The organism is Nocardia jinanensis (assembly GCF_014645735.1).
In the GTDB taxonomy this organism is placed as follows: domain Bacteria; phylum Actinomycetota; class Actinomycetes; order Mycobacteriales; family Mycobacteriaceae; genus Nocardia; species Nocardia jinanensis.
On sequence record NZ_BMMH01000019.1, the window covers coordinates 62,007 to 77,420 of the forward strand.

Here is a 15,414-nt window from a genome sequence, read left to right on the forward strand (position 1 = left end):
CCCGGCGGCCGCGCCTGGAACAGGTAACAGAAATCTGTGAAGCCCACCCTAACGTGCGCAGCTGGGCGAAGCCCATCCCCGGTCCGCGCACGGCCGCAGCGAAGGCGGAGGTACGCCCAAGGGGCACAGCTGGGCGAAGCCCATCCCCAGTCCGCGCACGGCCGCAGCGAAGGCGGAGGTACGCCCAAGCGGCACAGCTGGGCGAAGCCCACCCCCCGACCCGCGCACGGCCGCAGCGAAGGCGGAGGTACGCCCAAGCGGCACAGCTGGGCGAAGCCCATCCCCAGTCCGCGCACGGCCGCAGCGAAGGCGGAGGTACGCCTGATTCGCTCTGCCTTACGCCGGAAGCGCGCCGACTCCGCATCGTTTCGCCGCGCAATCGTGTCCGTCGCGATACCGACCGGTCACTGTAGGGCGGCTATACCGAGTTCAGGCCCTGCCAATGGACCTGTTTCCAGTCTCAGGAGGCCACTATGTTCACAGAAAGCCGGACCCAGGATTTCCTGGCCGTGGTACTCGGCGTATTCACCGCGCTCTCTCCGATCTGGGTGGCGACCAACGACCGGGCAGTGTGGACGATGATCGTGCTCGGCGCGCTCATCGCACTGACCGGACTCGCCCAGATGTACCGGCCCGCGATGGCGGCGGCCGACTACGCGATGGCGTTGTTCGGCGCACTGCTGTTCATCGCACCATGGGCCATGGACTACACCAGCTACAGCGGGGCGTCGTGGACGTCGTGGGTCGTCGGGATCGTCACCGTCGTACTCGCCGTGGCGGCACTGCCGGCGGTGGCCGGGCGGATGCACGGGGCCGCACCACACCACTGACGGAGTCTGTCGCAACACAACACCCGCCGACCGGGACCGGCGGTAGGGCTCATTTGCGCCATCGACATCACCGGGAAAATTTCGAGGGGACCCGACAGGGCGCTCCGGACCGGGCGGCCGAATGAACCGATCACCGCCGATACCCGCGCATCCCGCTGTCCGGGCACGTCAGAGGTCCGTATCCGGGTGCACCGGATACGGATCCGCGTGCGCGCCCGCACCCGACGGGATGTAATCTCGATCACCGGGGGCGGCCGATGCTGCGGTCATGGGCTTCGCACACTAGAACGAAAACCACCCCGGCGGGTAAGAATGGGCTCATGGATGCCGAAAATGCCAGCCTCGGAGACGGACGTCGCGGCCGCCAGGAGGAGTACGGTCGCGCGCAGCACAACTCCGAGTCGAGGGGCTTCGCCGGCTTCGGATCGAACGAATTCGATTCGGCGAATGGTTCGAACGGCGCCACGAACCGATCCGATTCCATCCCGGATCACGGTTATACGTGGACCCCTGCACCACCGTCCACTCCCCCGCAGAACCAGCACAGCACAGGCGGGTCGGCGACGTTGGATCCGTTCGCCGCCTGGAACACTCCGGGCGTGATCGGTGACGCGTCCGCCGTCGGGATCATGACATCCGGTGGACAGGAACCGGATCCCCGTTTCAGCACCTCACCCTCGGACCCGTCCCCGTACCCCGCACCTCCCGACGACCCCAACGGGCCCGATACGGCCGCGCTTTCCACCCGGCACAGTGCCGGACCGGATACGATCCCGGGACAGGCCGGCGGGCATTCCGCTTCGCTCGCCTCCTCCGCGCGTATCCCCGTGCCCGGTCCACCGTATGCGCCCGAACAACCGCTGCCTTCCACCGAATCCACGATCCCCTCCTCGGGGGGCCGGCCGAGCGGGCCCGATCCGCTCGCCGCCGCGACGACCCAGCTGCCCACCTCGGGCGCGGCGGAGATCGCGGCTTTCTCCTATCCGGCCGATCCGGAGACACCGCAGGGTCCTGCCGACTCCTACGTATCGTCTCCGGACACCGGATCGCTGCCGAGCTGGCTCAGCTCGATCGGCGAGGAACCGGCCCCGCACCCCTTGGAGAGCGGTGGGCGCCGCCGCAAGCTCGATCTGAACGAATCCGCCGAATCCGCCGAGGCTTTCAATCCATTCGAGGATCATCAGTACGCCCCCGGGCAGGAGGAGAGCTCCGCGGTCGGCGTCTCCGACCCCTATGAGCTGCCCGCGATTCCGAGCGAGCAGCGGGAATCCGGCACCACGGAAGGCGATCTCGCCGCCCCGCCGGAGCTCCCGTCGCGCGGCCTGCCCAGTCGCGCCTCCCGGAACCGTAACGCTCCCGTGCCGGGGGCCGACGAGGAATCCGCCGCCGCGCCCATTACCGCGCGGCGGCTGCCGCGCTCCGCGGCCCGGCACGCCCCTGCGCCGAGCGAAGAAGCGCAGAACGGGTCCGGAAACGCGCACGAGGCCCTCACCGGCACCGTAAGCGGCCCGGACTTCACCGAAGCCCCGGAGAGCCCGGACGGTGAGCTTCCGGCACCGCGCCGGTTGCCGCGCTCCGCGGCGCGGTACAACATCGACGACGACCAGCCCGGTCCGCGCGGTGACCAACCGGCCGCGCTGCGGATAGCGGCACCGGACACCGCGACCGCCGACGAGGCCGGTGCGCACGCGGTGGCTCCCCCGCGGCTGGCCCCGCCCGCGGACAGTACCCCGATCCTGGACCGGCTGCTGGACCCCGAACCCGCGCACGGTATCGATACCGGCGACGAATCCGGTGCGGCCCCGGTAGCCGAGATCCTGACCCGGATCCTGGAATCCGAACAGGAGCCCGCCCCCTACCGGCACTCGGGCTCGGAGGGGCCGGATACACCGGAACCCGCGGCCGAGATCGAGGCTCTGGAACTCGCGGCGCTGACCCTCGTTCCAGACGATCCGAGCGACAGTCTCTCCGATACGCGTGAAGACGACCCCGACGCCCGCCCACCCCTGGAAACGCGGCGTTCGCGGCGGGCCCGCGAGGCTGCCGAAGCCTCCAGGTCCCCACTGCTGGATCAGGCGGAGCCCGAGGAGCTCTCCGGCCCTGTTCCGGAACCGGCGCCGGCGCTGCCGGTGCCCGGTGCCCGGCTTCCGGCGCCGGTGGAGGACACCACATCCCGGCACAGCCGCAGCGAGGAAGGCGCCGATATAGACATTCACCTCATCATGCGTTTGCTCACCGCGAGCGATGATCTCGAAGTCCTGGCCGGGCAGGCGGAGACGGGCGAGGTATCGGCCGCCGAGGTGGCCCGCTCCGCGCGGGAGGCCCGGGCCGCGGTCCTCTCCGCGGTCACCGCCTGGTACGGGGGCCCGGCTCAGATGGTCAAGTTCGCCAACGCCCTGCTGCAGGCCGCCCGCGAATCCTGACCCGGGTGCCCTGCCGGCCCCGTGTCACGGATCGGCCGGCAGGTCCGCATCCTCGGATATATCCGTTACGCCGGCCCAGCGCCGCCCGAGACGTCGGCAGGCACGCACCAACTCAGCGGGTTCCACTTCGTCGAGGTCGGCATCGAAGGTGGCCAGGATCCCCGCGACGCCCGCCCACGACCATGCTCCGAGGGTGATACGGCAGTGCTCGGGATCGAGATGCTCGACGACCGATCCACCGGGCGCCCAACGGGCGACCGTCTCGGCCGGCAGGGTGAAACGCGCACTTCCCGTGCACTGCCAGGAGGCCGGAGTATCGCCGCGGTCGTGGGTTGTCATGACGAAGAGGGCGACGTCGCCTCCGGGAAGATCTCTGGGATCGAACGAAATCCCCGTCGGCGGGTGGAGGTAGAGGCGGTCGAGTCGGTACGCCCGCCAGGCACTGCGCGCGGGTTCGTAGCCGACCATGTACCACCGGCCGGCCCAGATCACCATATGGTGGGGTTCCAGACGGCGGGCCGGTTCGAAGTCCGCCTCGCCGGGCACCGGACGGCTGCCGTCGGTTCTGCGTGTCTCGACACGGAGCATGTGGCGATGGCGCACTGCGGTGCCCGCGACCTTCAACGTCTCCGGGTCGATGGGCGACGCCGAGAACTCCCAGTAGTTCGGCAGCGCGGTCAGCCGCAGTGACTCCACCGCCGCTCGCAGCCTGGCCGGCATGACCTGTTCGAGAGTTTCCAGGGCGCGCGCGGCATCTTCCCCGAGGCCGAAAACACTACTCGGCGCGGTCTGTAGAGCCACCGCCACCGCAAGCGCCTGATCTGCGTCGAACAGCAGCGGCGGCAGCGTGTGACCAGGTCCCATCTGATAACCGCCGGCCGGACCGTGCACGGTGACGACCGGATAGTCGAGCAGTCGCAGGGTCTCTATATCTCGCCGGACGGTGCGTTCACTGACCGCGAGCCGAGCGGCGAGCTCAGCGAGCGGCCAGCGTCGTCGCGTCGCGAGCAGCGACAACAATCGCAGTGTCCGTCGGGAGGTATCGGCCACCTGCCCACAATAGTGGACGTTCGATGTCCACCACTGGTGGCAGTCTCGCGCCCGGAATCGTTCGACACCAGTCCGAGGAGCCGGAACACAATGCGCATCATCATCGCCGGGGGCGGAATCGGTGGCCTGGCACTCGCCGCCGGTCTACGCCGCCACGAGTTCGACGTATCGGTTTTCGATCGCGATCTCCACGTCGCGGAGACAGGCGGCTACCACATCACACTCGACGACCGGGCGCAGGCCGCGCTGCGGGAACTCGTCGCGCCCGGGATATTCGAACGCCTGCTGGGGTCGGCATCGGCGCTACGGCTGCGCCCGCCGGACGCGTTCTGGGACCGGCGCGGCCGTCTGCTGGGCTACGGGCCGCACCTCGGCGACAGCGCGAGCGTGGATATCGACCGCATCACCCTGCGCACCGTCCTGGCCGACGCGGCGGGCGCCGATCTCCAGCTCGGCCGCGCGGTCACCGATATCTCTCGTACCGCGGAAGGCGACCCGGTGGCCGTATTCGCCGACGGCACCCGGATCCGGTTCGATCTGCTGGTCGGCGCGGACGGTACGCACTCGGTGGTCGCCCGTCACCTGGCCGGCGGCCCCACCAGCGAACCCACCGGCATCATCGGCTTCTCCGGCAGGACCGCGGCCGGAGAACTCGGCGCACCCGAGCGCCGACGCCTCGGACCGCGCTCGGGAATGGCGATCGGCCCGCGGGCGACGGCGCTGTACATCGGCTTCCTCGACCCGGTGGGCAATGCCGTACTCGACGCTCCGGACCGACGTGAGGCGATCACGACCGGTCCGACCTACATCTGGGGTGCCATGTTTCCCGAATCCGCGGCGACCGGTTCGATGCGCGGTATCCGCGGCCCGGCGCTGACGTCGGCACTGCTCACCGCCTTCCGCCGTCGCGGATGGAGCGAACACTCACTCGAGGTGATCGCCCGCGCCGATCCCGGCAGCATTGCCGCGTTCCGCTTCAACGCCGCCTCGACGCGAGCACAGGATCTCGCCCCCTGGCCCGCCGGCCGCGTCACCGCACTCGGCGACGCCGTCCACGCGACCCCGCCCACGGCCGGTATGGGTGCCGGCGCCGCTCTCCGCGATGCCGCCGACCTGGTCACGCAATTGCGGGAGGTAGCCGCCGGCACGACCGCCCTCCCGGTGGCGGTCGCCCGGTTCGAGGCCGATATGCGCATACGTGGCAGCGAGATACTGACCATGGCGATGCGAACCGTCCGTTTGATCAGGGCCACCGATACATCGCTCGGAGCGGCGGCCACCTTCGCGGCGGCTCCGGTGCTGGCGGCCGCGAGCAGCCTCCGTCGCATGCGCTGACATCAGCCGGGCCAGAGCTGCCGGTGGCCGGCCCCACCGCCACACTCACCTCCGGCGGACACAGGTCCGGGACAGCGAAAGGGCCGCTCCCCGTGGGGAACGGCCCTTTCGGTTCGAACTGGTCCTACACGATGATCTTCGTGACGCGACCGGCGCCGACGGTGCGGCCACCTTCGCGGATCGCGAAGCGCAGACCCTCGTCCATGGCGACCGGCTGGATCAGCTTGACCAGCATCTCGGTGTTGTCGCCGGGCATAACCATCTCGGTGCCCTCGGGCAGGGTCACAACGCCCGTCACGTCAGTGGTACGGAAGTAGAACTGCGGACGGTAGTTGTTGAAGAACGGGGTGTGGCGGCCACCCTCGTCCTTCGACAGGATGTAGGCCTGTCCCTCGAACTCGGTGTGCGGGGTGGTGGTGCCCGGCTTGACCACGACCTGGCCGCGCTCCACGTCCTCGCGCTTGATGCCACGGATCAGCAGACCCGCGTTGTCGCCGGCCTGAGCGGAGTCCAGCATCTTGCGGAACATCTCGATACCGGTGATGGTGGTCTTGGTCTTCTCCGGACGGATGCCGACGATCTCGACCTCAGCGTTGAGGTTGATCACGCCACGCTCCACCCGGCCGGTGACAACGGTGCCACGACCGGTGATGGTGAAGACGTCCTCGATCGGCATCAGGAACGGCAGCTCGGTCTCGCGGACCGGGTCCGGGATCGACTCGTCGACCGCGTTCATCAGCTCGATGATGGACTCGCTCCACTTGGCGTCGCCCTCCAGAGCCTTCAGGCCGGAGACGCGCACGACGGGGGCATCCTCGTCGAACTCCTGCGAAGCCAGCAGCTCGCGGACCTCCATCTCGACGAGCTCGAGGATTTCCTCGTCGTCGACCATGTCGGACTTGTTCAGCGCGACCAGGATGTAGGGCACGCCGACCTGGCGGGCGAGCAGCACGTGCTCACGGGTCTGCGGCATCGGGCCGTCGGTGGCCGCGACCACCAGGATGGCGCCGTCCATCTGCGCCGCACCGGTGATCATGTTCTTGATGTAGTCGGCGTGACCCGGGGCGTCGACGTGTGCGTAGTGCCGCTTCTCGGTCTGGTACTCGACGTGGGAGATGTTGATCGTGATACCACGAGCCTTCTCCTCCGGCGCCTTGTCGATCTGATCGAAGGCAAAGCTCTCGTTCAGATCCGGGTACTTCTCCGCCAGCACCTTGGTGATCGCTGCGGTCAGCGTGGTCTTGCCGTGGTCGACGTGACCGATGGTGCCGATGTTGACGTGCGGCTTTGTCCGCTCGAACTTCGCCTTCGCCACTGTGTGGTCCTCCTGGACTTGTTGGTGCTTGCAGTTGCAGCAGTGCGGGGGTCATCCCCACATACGTGGGGAACTAACGGTTGTACAAACTCCCGGGAGATCCGGGGCAGGTGAGCTACCTGCCCCGGAGGGGTCATTACTCGCCGGTCGCCTTGGCGATGATCTCCTTCGACACGTTGGCCGGGACCTCCGCGTACGAATCGAACACCATGGAGTAGTTGGCCCGGCCCTGGGTCTTCGACCGCAGATCACCGATGTAGCCGAACATCTCCGAGAGCGGAACCAGCGCCTTGACGACACGGGCACCACTGCGTTCCTCCATGGCCTGGATCTGGCCACGGCGGGAGTTCAGGTCGCCGATCACATCGCCCATGTACTCCTCGGGCGTGGTGACCTCGACCGCCATCAGCGGTTCGAGGATCACCGGACCGGCCTTACGGGCCGCTTCCTTGAGGGCCTGCACGCCGGCGATCTTGAACGCCATCTCCGAGGAGTCGACGTCGTGGTACGCACCGTCGAGCAGGGACACCTTCAGGTTGACCAGCGGGTAACCGGCGAGCACACCGTACTGCATGGCGTCCTGTGCGCCCGCGTCGACCGAAGGGATGTACTCCTTCGGCACGCGGCCACCGGTGACCTTGTTCTCGAACTCGTAGGTGGCGCCGTCTTCACCGAGGAACGGCTCCAGCGCGATGATGACCTTCGCGAACTGGCCCGAACCACCCGTCTGCTTCTTGTGGGTGTACTCGAGCTTCTCGACCTTCTTGGTGATGGTCTCGCGGTAGGCCACCTGCGGCTTACCGACGTTCGCCTCGACCTTGAATTCGCGCCGCATCCGGTCGACCAGGATGTCCAGGTGCAGCTCGCCCATACCGCCGATGACGGTCTGGCCGGTCTCCTGGTCCAGCTTCACCGTGAAGGTGGGATCCTCTTCGGCGAGCTTCTGGATCGCGGTGCCCAGCTTCTCCTGGTCGGACTTGGTCTTGGGCTCGATGGAGACCTCGATGACCGGGTCCGGGAAGGTCATGGACTCCAGCACGATCTGGTTGTTCGGATCGCACAGGGTGTCGCCGGTGGTGGTGTCCTTCAGGCCGATGACCGCGTAGATATGGCCGGTGCTGGCCGAGGGGACCGGGTTCTCCTTGTTGGAGTGCATCTGGAACAGCTTGCCCAGGCGCTCTTTCTTACCCTTGGTCGCGTTGATGACCTGAGCGCCGGAGTCGACCTTGCCCGAGTACACGCGGACGTAGGTCAGCTTGCCGAAGAACGGGTGCACCGCGATCTTGAACGCCAGCGCCGCGAACGGCTCGTCGGCGCTCGGCTTACGGATGAGGATCTCGTCCTCTTTGTTGGGCGCGTGACCCTGGACGGACTCGACGTCCAGCGGCGAGGGCAGGTAGTCGATCACGGCGTCGAGCATGGGCTGCACGCCCTTGTTCTTGAACGCCGAACCACACAGCACCGGGTAGAGCTCGGAGTTGACCGTCATCTTGCGGATGGCGCCCTTGATCTCCTCGATCGAGAGCTCGCCACCGCCGAAGAACTTGTCCAGTAGCGCCTCGTCGGACTCGGCGACTGTCTCCAGCAGTTCCTGGCGGTACTGCTCGGCCTTCTCGACCAGATCGGCGGGGATGTCCTGGACGTCGTACTTCTCGCCCAGCTTGGTCTCGCCGGTCCAGACCTTGGCCTTCATCTCGACCAGGTCGACGACACCCTCGAAGGTGTCCTCCGCACCGATGGGCAGCTGGATGACCAGCGGCTTGGCGCCGAGACGGTCCTTGATGGTCTGCACGGTGAAGTAGAAATCCGCACCGAGCTTGTCCATCTTGTTGACGAAGCAGATCCGTGGCACGTCGTACTTGTCGGCCTGCCGCCACACCTGCTCGGACTGCGGCTCCACACCCTCTTTGCCGTCGAAGACGGCGACAGCGCCATCGAGCACGCGCAGGCTGCGCTCCACCTCGACGGTGAAGTCGACGTGGCCGGGGGTGTCGATGATGTTGATCTGGTTCTGGTTCCAGAAGCAGGTCACCGCCGCGGAGGTGATGGTGATGCCGCGCTCCTGCTCCTGCTCCATCCAGTCGGTGGTCGACGCCCCGTCATGGGTTTCGCCGATCTTGTAGTTCACACCGGTGTAGAAGAGGATGCGTTCGGTCGTAGTGGTCTTGCCCGCGTCGATGTGGGCCATGATGCCGATGTTGCGGACCTTGTTCAGGTCGGTGAGCACGTCCTGTGCCACGGAAATCTTCCCCGCTCGTAGCTAGTTGGGATTTTCGCCGACGACCGTGTGGCCGTCATATCTGTCAAAGCGGAAGCGGTGCTTCCGTAAGCCTCCCGGCCCAGGAGCGATGGGCCGGGCAGACATCACCAGCGGTAGTGCGCGAAGGCCCGGTTCGACTCGGCCATCTTGTGGGTGTCCTCGCGACGCTTGACCGAAGCCCCGAGGCCGTTGCTGGCATCCAGCAGTTCGTTGGCCAGGCGCTCGATCATGGTCTTCTCACGGCGCGCCCGCGAGTAGTTGACCAGCCAGCGCAGCGCGAGGGTGTTGGAGCGGCCGGGACGGACCTCGACCGGAACCTGGTAGGTGGCGCCACCGACGCGGCGCGGCTTGACCTCGAGGGCCGGCTTGACATTGTCCAGCGCGCGCTTGAGGGTGACGACCGGATCGGTGCCGGTCTTGTCGCGCGCCTGCTCCAGCGCGCCGTACACGATGCGCTCGGCAGTGGACTTCTTGCCGTCGAGAAGGATCTTGTTGACCAGTTGCGTCACCAGCGGCGACCCGTAGACCGGGTCGTTGATCAGCGGACGCTTGGGAGCGGGGCCCTTGCGAGGCATATCAGCTCTTCTCCTTCTTGGCGCCGTAACGGCTGCGGGCCTGCTTGCGGTTCTTCACACCCTGGGTGTCGAGCGAGCCGCGAATGATCTTGTAGCGCACACCGGGAAGGTCCTTCACACGACCGCCGCGCACGAGCACCATCGAGTGCTCCTGCAGGTTGTGGCCTTCGCCCGGGATGTAAGCCGTGACCTCGACCGCGCTGGTCAGCTTCACACGCGCGACCTTCCGCAGCGCGGAGTTCGGCTTCTTGGGGGTGGTGGTGTACACGCGGGTGCACACGCCACGACGCTGCGGGCTCCCCTTGAGGGCCGCGGTCTTGGTCTTGGCGACCTTGTCGCGGCGACCCTTGCGGACCAGCTGGTTGATGGTTGGCATATACCGGCTTTCCTTTTATCGGTTATGGCGGTGTCAGAGCTGTTCATCGAGCTTTCACCCGCACGTCCAACCGCGTTTCTCGCGTCCCGAGGTCGGGCGTGTCGCGCGCAGTTCAGAGCCCTGTCTAGAGGCACGCTGGAATCGTCAGCCGCTTTCGCTGGCCTACGTCTACGCTCGAACTTGCCCGCATCCTTCCGGGCACAGCGCTCCACTGTACTCGGGCGTAGTGAATAGGGTCAAAACCGGGGTGATGTTGTGATATGGCGGGCCGGCCGCGGCCCCTCGATTTCCGGCTCTCGACCCCTCCCGGGTCTCTCGTCCCTACTCAACGGACCTGCCCGGCCGCTTGTTCCCAGGCCACCCGCCGGAATTCCGGTCGGTCGTCCACCGGGCGGCACCCACCCGGCCGATGGCCGGGAACCGCTCGGTGCCGGCGCTAGCGGGCGATGTTGAGCGTGAGCTCGAGGAGTTTCTTCGCGGCGGCGCACGGATCGGGTGTCCCCGAGTTCACCCACCAGCCGATCACCCCGGAGTCGGCGGCGCTCGCGGTCATCCCGCACGAATTCGGGTCGTTCGGCCGCCGGACCTCCAGTGCGATCGTGCCCTGCACGGTGGTCTTCGTACTCGTGTAACCCAGCTTGTCGTTCGTCGCCTGCTCGTTGCGCAGCGACCCGTTCTCGTACCAGTTCAAAGTCAGCATTCCGGAGCCGCCACCGATATCCCACATGCACACCGCACCGAAGAACGAATCGCTGATGTAGGCACTGCCCCCGAGTGCGTCGACGATCTGCTGATCCGTGACCACCTCGCATTCGCGCAGCAGCTTGTCGATCTGCGCGGTGTCCACCGATTCGCCGCCGCCGACAGGGAGCGCTGTCCCCTCTACGGTGCTACCACAGCCGGCCCCGAGCACCGTGATCACCAGCAGCACCACCGCGGCGGCCGCGGCGCGTAGCCGCCGGCCGCGAGCGGATCCTGCGCTGAATGCGAACATCATCGCGTTCACCCCAACCGCTCGATCGTCAGTTCGGCGAGTGCCCGGCTGCGGTCACACGGGCTGCCGTCGCTGCTGCTGCTCAGCGAGGTGGACCATTCGAAGAAATCGTCGTCGAGCTGTACCGCGAGATCGCAGATGCGCCCGGTCGGATCGAGTGCCGCGAACCCGGTGCGCCCGCCCACCGTGATCGGTTCCGGCGGCCGACCGTGGGTGGTGACCCAGGCCTTCTCCCGTTCCAGCGGACTGCCCCGGTACGAGGCGAAGGTTATGGAGTTTCCCAGTCCGCCGCCCTGCCAGTTACAGCCGACCGCGTTCTTGTAGGACTGCACGATCGGACCCAGGCCCCCGAGATCACGGACCTCGTTGTCGGTGACATGCCCGCACTCCCCCACGAACGGGCCGAGTGCCGCCACCTTCGGTGCCGGCCCCCGCGGACCTTCGGCCTCCTCGGCACCCTGGTCGGACCCGCACCCCGTCAGGGCAAACGCCGCGGTTAACCCGAGGACTATCGCCGACCTGATCCGCATGCCGTGCACAATACCGACGAAAGATCGCTCCTGACGGCGGCGCAGGTCGCCGGTGGTTCACAGGAACCGGTCCGGCCCACCGTCCACGCGCGCTGTGGGCCGGACGATTTCAGCGAAGTGTCACCACGACCTTGCCGGTGGCGGCGCGGTTCTCCAGCGAAGCGACAGCCTGCGCGGCCTGCTCCAGCGGGAACAGCACCGCCTGCGGCGCGGCGATCTTCCCGGCCGCGAAGAGCGGCTCCACCTCGGCCCACTGTTCGGTGAGATAGCCCGGATGCGAGAGCATCCATTCGCCCCAGCCCGCGCCGACGACCTCGACGTTCTTCAGTAGCAGGCGGTTCACCTTCACGGTGGGGATATCACCGCCGGTGAAGCCCACCACCAGCAGGCGCCCGCCGCGAGCCAGCGACCGGATGCTGTCGGTGAAGCGGTCACCGCCCACCGGGTCGAGCACGATATCCACACCCCGGTTGTCGGTGAGTTCCTTGACCCGGTCCAGCCAGCCGTCGGTGAGTACCACATCGGTGGCCCCGTGCGCGCGGGCGATCTCGGCTTTCGCCTCGGTGCTCACCACCGCGATCACCCGGCCCGCGCCCAGCGCACCCGCCAGTCGCAGGGTGGAGGTGCCGATCCCGCCGGCCGCGCCGTGCACCAGCACGGTTTCTCCCGCGGCGAGACGGCCGCGGTTGCGCAGGCAGAAGTGCACGGTGAGATCGTTGAACAGAATTCCGGCGCCGGCTTCGAAGGAGATGTTGTCCGGCAGCTTGAATACCATTTCGGCGGCGGTCGTGGTGACCTCGGCCATGGCGTTGCCCAGCATGGTCAGGGCGCAGACGCGATCACCGGGTTTCACATGCGACCCCTCGGGGGCTTCGCGCACCACACCGGCGACCTCACCGCCGACCACGAAGGGCATCGGGGGTTTCATCTGGTAGAGCCCCCGGGTCATCAGGACATCGGGAAAGGCGACCCCGGCGGCGTGTACGTCGATCACCACACCTCCCGGCAGCGGCTGCGGTTCCGGGATATCGACGATCTCGATCGCTTCCGGTCCCTCGAGTTTGCTGACCTGAGCTGCGCGCATATGCCGACCTCTCTGTTCGCCGACCGGTGGCTATAGAGACGCACCAGTCGAAATGTACCAATCCACCCGTCTTCATCAACTTAATGGGCACCACCGGCCCGAGTCCATCCCCCGGCCGGGCGAGGCGATCCCCGCGAGCCCGGCGTCCGGCCGCCCGGTCCGGTCGAGCGAACCTCGGGAAACTCGCCGTTTTGTTAGGCTCGGCCGCGATACGAACGGGTGGGAATCCAGGGGGGACACATGAACGAAGAGACGAGCACGCCCGGTACGACGGTACTGGTCGACCCGGGCCTGCTGCGCGGTTTCGCCGGTCGGCTCGATACCGAGGCGGACGCGGTCACCGCACTCGACGTCGCCGGGGTGTTCGCCGCGGCCACGACCGCGCTACCCGGCACCGGCTTCGGCCCGCCCGCCCAGCGCGCCGCCGACCTCACCGCCTCCTGCCTGCACCGTATCGCCGACCGGCTCGCCACTGTCGCGGACACCCTGCGCACCAGCGCGGGCGACTACGAGATGACCGAAGCGGAGGTCACCGAGGCGCTCACCACCGTCGGACTGGAGACCGCGGTATGACCCTCACCATCGGCAACGTCGAACAATGGCAGGCCGACCACCTCACCGCGGCCGCCACCCACGCCAGCACCCTCGTCGGCCGACTGGATCAGCTCACCGGCACCGCCGTCACCGATACCCGGGCGATGAACTGGTCGGGGCCCGCGGGTGCCGCCGCCGGCACCCGCATGGACACCGAACGTACGCGGACCGCAGCGGTGAGCGCGGCCCTGCTGAAACTCGACACCGCCCTGCGCGCCGAAGTCGCCAACCTGATCGAGGCGAAGAACAAAGTCCTGCTGATGCGCGATACCGCACGCGATACCGCGCAACCGCCGCTGCCCGCGTTCGATGTGGCCGACGACGGCACTGTCACCGCCCGGGCCCGGATCGATTACCTGCGCCGGGCGGCCGGCGATACCGCCGACTCCGCGGATCTGCAGCGCGCCGAACTGGGCGAGCGACTCGTGGCGGCGTCCCACCAGTGGTATATCGTCAACGCCCTCAAAACCGCCGAGGACACGGCTAACCGGGCGGTAACCCAGGTCCAGCAGGCGGTGGTCGAACTGGAGCACGCCTACGGCGTACTGGGTGACCCCGGGACCGCCCCCGTCGCCGCACCTACGCTCCCCGCCGCCACGAACCCACCGATGACCGGGGACAGCCCGCAGAGCGAATATCCCACTACCAGCGGCTCACCGACCAGTTCCCTGATGGGCGGCACCTCCACCGACAGCGACTCCGGCAGCCCCGCGCTCTCCTCCGGGGCCGCCGCCCCCACCGCAATGCCCACCGGGGACCGAGCGGAATGGATCAAGGAAGCCATCCGGGTGCTGCGCGAGAACGGCTACGATATCGACGATTCCGAGGCCGCGACCATCGCGCTGATCATCGAACGCGAATCCGGCGGCAACCCGAACGCGATCAACCTCTGGGACAGCAACGCGGCGGCCGGTATCCCGTCGAAGGGTCTCATGCAGACCATCGACCCCACCTTCAACTCCTATTCGCTGCCCGGCCACAGTGATATCTGGAACCCGGTGGACAACATCATCGCCGGTACGAGGTACGCCATCGAACGATACGGTTCGCTCGGCAACGTACCCGGGGTGGTCGGGGTCTCCGACGGCTCCGGCTACGTCGGATACTGACCGCCGCCACACGCCGAACACCACGAACAGGCGGCTCGGCGTGGCGCGGTGACACAAGCCCCGTAAAGTCGTCTCACAGGAACACGCAGAAGTACCGCGGCGCAGCCCGCCGCGCGAGGAGCACAAGTGTCACTCGATCAGCCGCTCGCCCCGCTTCCCCAGGAGGGCATGGGGTTCGTTACGGCGTGGCCGGTGCGAGCCGGCGACGTCGACCCGTACAACCGGCTACGCCTCGACGGTGTCGCCCGCTACCTCCAGGACATCGCCTGGGAACACCTCCACCAATCGGTCCTGGAGCGCAGCGACCCGAGCTGGATCATCCGGCGCACGGTCATCGATGTGGTGCGGCCGGTGCTGTGGCCCGACCACGTCCACCTGCGGCGCTGGTGTTCGAGTATGTCCACCCGCTGGGCGAATATGCGGGTCCGGATCACCAGCGACCGCGGCGGCCTGATCGAAACCGAGGGTTTCTGGATCAATATCAACGAGTCGAACAATATGCCTGCCCGCATCAGCGACGCGGGCCTCACCTATCTGGCCCAGACCACAACCGAGCAACGGCTGCGCTGGCGCCCCTGGCTGACCGACTCCACCCCACCGGAATCCGACACCGACCTCCCGTTCCCGGTGCGGGCCACCGATATCGACCAGTTCAACCATGTGAACAACACCTGCTACTGGCAGGCAGTGGAGCAGTATCTGGTCGACTACCCCAAACTGGTCAGTGGCCCGCACCGGGCGGTCATCGAGTACGTCGCACCGGTGCTGGCCCGTCAGCACATCAGCGTGCGCAGCAGATACGAACCCGGCGACCGGACGGCAGGCCGGCCGACACTGCGACTGTGGTTCGTCGTCGACGGGATCACCACCACGATCGTCCGCGTCACGCCGCTGTAGACCACAGAGCCCCCTCCGAGAACCAGCTCCCCCGGTAAACGG

General features: G+C 67.5%; 14 protein-coding genes. 6 read left to right on the forward strand and 8 right to left on the reverse strand.

Annotation, left to right across the window (positions count from 1 at the left end):
- Window positions 1-473 precede the first annotated feature (473 nt).
- Complete coding sequence (locus tag IEY68_RS29255; protein WP_063000286.1) at window positions 474-830, forward strand: SPW repeat domain-containing protein; 357 nt, start codon at window positions 474-476, stop codon at window positions 828-830.
- Window positions 831-1,150: 320 nt separating this feature from the next.
- The gene (locus IEY68_RS29260; protein ID WP_063000283.1) at window positions 1,151-3,253 is read left to right on the forward strand and encodes a hypothetical protein; all 2,103 of its coding nucleotides are present in this window, start codon (window positions 1,151-1,153) and stop codon (window positions 3,251-3,253) included.
- A 24-nt stretch (window positions 3,254-3,277) separates the two neighbouring features.
- On the opposite strand, the gene IEY68_RS29265 is transcribed toward IEY68_RS29260, so the two are convergent.
- The gene (locus IEY68_RS29265; protein ID WP_063000281.1) at window positions 3,278-4,303 is read right to left on the reverse strand and encodes a helix-turn-helix transcriptional regulator; all 1,026 of its coding nucleotides are present in this window, start codon (window positions 4,301-4,303) and stop codon (window positions 3,278-3,280) included.
- Between the two features lie 90 nt (window positions 4,304-4,393).
- Between IEY68_RS29265 and IEY68_RS29270 the strand changes: the two genes are divergently transcribed.
- The gene (locus tag IEY68_RS29270) at window positions 4,394-5,638 is read left to right on the forward strand and encodes an FAD-dependent oxidoreductase (RefSeq protein WP_189094550.1); all 1,245 of its coding nucleotides are present in this window, start codon (window positions 4,394-4,396) and stop codon (window positions 5,636-5,638) included.
- Window positions 5,639-5,762: 124 nt separating this feature from the next.
- Here the strand turns inward: IEY68_RS29270 and tuf are convergent, their stop codons facing one another.
- From tuf to IEY68_RS29305, 7 genes are all read right to left on the reverse strand, one after another.
- The gene (gene tuf / locus IEY68_RS29275; RefSeq protein WP_063000277.1) at window positions 5,763-6,953 is read right to left on the reverse strand and encodes an elongation factor Tu; all 1,191 of its coding nucleotides are present in this window, start codon (window positions 6,951-6,953) and stop codon (window positions 5,763-5,765) included.
- A 136-nt stretch (window positions 6,954-7,089) separates the two neighbouring features.
- Window positions 7,090-9,192 (reverse strand): elongation factor G, encoded by a 2,103-nt coding sequence (gene fusA, locus IEY68_RS29280; protein ID WP_063000276.1) that lies wholly within the window; start codon window positions 9,190-9,192, stop codon window positions 7,090-7,092.
- Between the two features lie 125 nt (window positions 9,193-9,317).
- Window positions 9,318-9,788 carry a 30S ribosomal protein S7 gene (rpsG, locus tag IEY68_RS29285; RefSeq protein ID WP_063000274.1) on the reverse strand — a complete coding sequence of 157 codons (471 nt, stop codon included), beginning with the start codon at window positions 9,786-9,788 and terminating at the stop codon, window positions 9,318-9,320.
- Window position 9,789: 1 nt separating this feature from the next.
- Window positions 9,790-10,164: a 30S ribosomal protein S12 gene (rpsL, locus tag IEY68_RS29290; protein WP_030525247.1), complete on the reverse strand. Its 375-nt coding sequence runs from the start codon at window positions 10,162-10,164 to the stop codon at window positions 9,790-9,792.
- A gap of 436 nt (window positions 10,165-10,600) precedes the next feature.
- Complete coding sequence (locus IEY68_RS29295) at window positions 10,601-11,161, reverse strand: DUF3558 domain-containing protein (RefSeq protein ID WP_229719105.1); 561 nt, start codon at window positions 11,159-11,161, stop codon at window positions 10,601-10,603.
- Between the two features lie 5 nt (window positions 11,162-11,166).
- Window positions 11,167-11,688 carry a DUF3558 domain-containing protein gene (locus IEY68_RS29300; RefSeq protein ID WP_063000272.1) on the reverse strand — a complete coding sequence of 174 codons (522 nt, stop codon included), beginning with the start codon at window positions 11,686-11,688 and terminating at the stop codon, window positions 11,167-11,169.
- Between the two features lie 109 nt (window positions 11,689-11,797).
- Window positions 11,798-12,772, reverse strand: a complete 975-nt coding sequence (locus IEY68_RS29305; protein ID WP_063000270.1) for an NADPH:quinone oxidoreductase family protein — start codon at window positions 12,770-12,772, stop codon at window positions 11,798-11,800.
- A 240-nt stretch (window positions 12,773-13,012) separates the two neighbouring features.
- On the opposite strand from IEY68_RS29305, the gene IEY68_RS29310 reads away from it, so the two are divergent.
- From IEY68_RS29310 to IEY68_RS29320, 3 genes are all read left to right on the forward strand, one after another.
- Window positions 13,013-13,345 carry a type VII secretion target gene (locus IEY68_RS29310; RefSeq protein WP_063000268.1) on the forward strand — a complete coding sequence of 111 codons (333 nt, stop codon included), beginning with the start codon at window positions 13,013-13,015 and terminating at the stop codon, window positions 13,343-13,345.
- Window positions 13,342-14,475 carry a transglycosylase SLT domain-containing protein gene (locus IEY68_RS29315; protein WP_063000266.1) on the forward strand — a complete coding sequence of 378 codons (1,134 nt, stop codon included), beginning with the start codon at window positions 13,342-13,344 and terminating at the stop codon, window positions 14,473-14,475. The genes IEY68_RS29310 and IEY68_RS29315 overlap by 4 nt, the downstream gene beginning before the upstream one ends.
- Before the next feature lie 126 nt (window positions 14,476-14,601).
- A complete protein-coding gene (locus IEY68_RS29320; protein ID WP_063000264.1) occupies window positions 14,602-15,372 on the forward strand; it encodes an acyl-[acyl-carrier-protein] thioesterase in 771 nt (256 codons plus the stop codon).
- Window positions 15,373-15,414 lie beyond the last annotated feature (42 nt).

Coding starts and splice junctions, on each gene's coding strand:
- IEY68_RS29255 (WP_063000286.1), top strand. CDS start 474: ATGTTCACAGAAAGCCGGACCCAGGATTTCCTGGCCGTGGTACTCGGC.
- IEY68_RS29305 (WP_063000270.1), bottom strand. CDS start 12,772: ATGCGCGCAGCTCAGGTCAGCAAACTCGAGGGACCGGAAGCGATCGAG.
- IEY68_RS29295 (WP_229719105.1), bottom strand. CDS start 11,161: ATGATGTTCGCATTCAGCGCAGGATCCGCTCGCGGCCGGCGGCTACGC.
- IEY68_RS29300 (WP_063000272.1), bottom strand. CDS start 11,688: ATGCGGATCAGGTCGGCGATAGTCCTCGGGTTAACCGCGGCGTTTGCC.
- rpsG (WP_063000274.1), bottom strand. CDS start 9,788: ATGCCTCGCAAGGGCCCCGCTCCCAAGCGTCCGCTGATCAACGACCCG.
- IEY68_RS29260 (WP_063000283.1), top strand. CDS start 1,151: ATGGATGCCGAAAATGCCAGCCTCGGAGACGGACGTCGCGGCCGCCAG.
- rpsL (WP_030525247.1), bottom strand. CDS start 10,164: ATGCCAACCATCAACCAGCTGGTCCGCAAGGGTCGCCGCGACAAGGTC.
- IEY68_RS29315 (WP_063000266.1), top strand. CDS start 13,342: ATGACCCTCACCATCGGCAACGTCGAACAATGGCAGGCCGACCACCTC.
- IEY68_RS29270 (WP_189094550.1), top strand. CDS start 4,394: ATGCGCATCATCATCGCCGGGGGCGGAATCGGTGGCCTGGCACTCGCC.
- IEY68_RS29310 (WP_063000268.1), top strand. CDS start 13,013: ATGAACGAAGAGACGAGCACGCCCGGTACGACGGTACTGGTCGACCCG.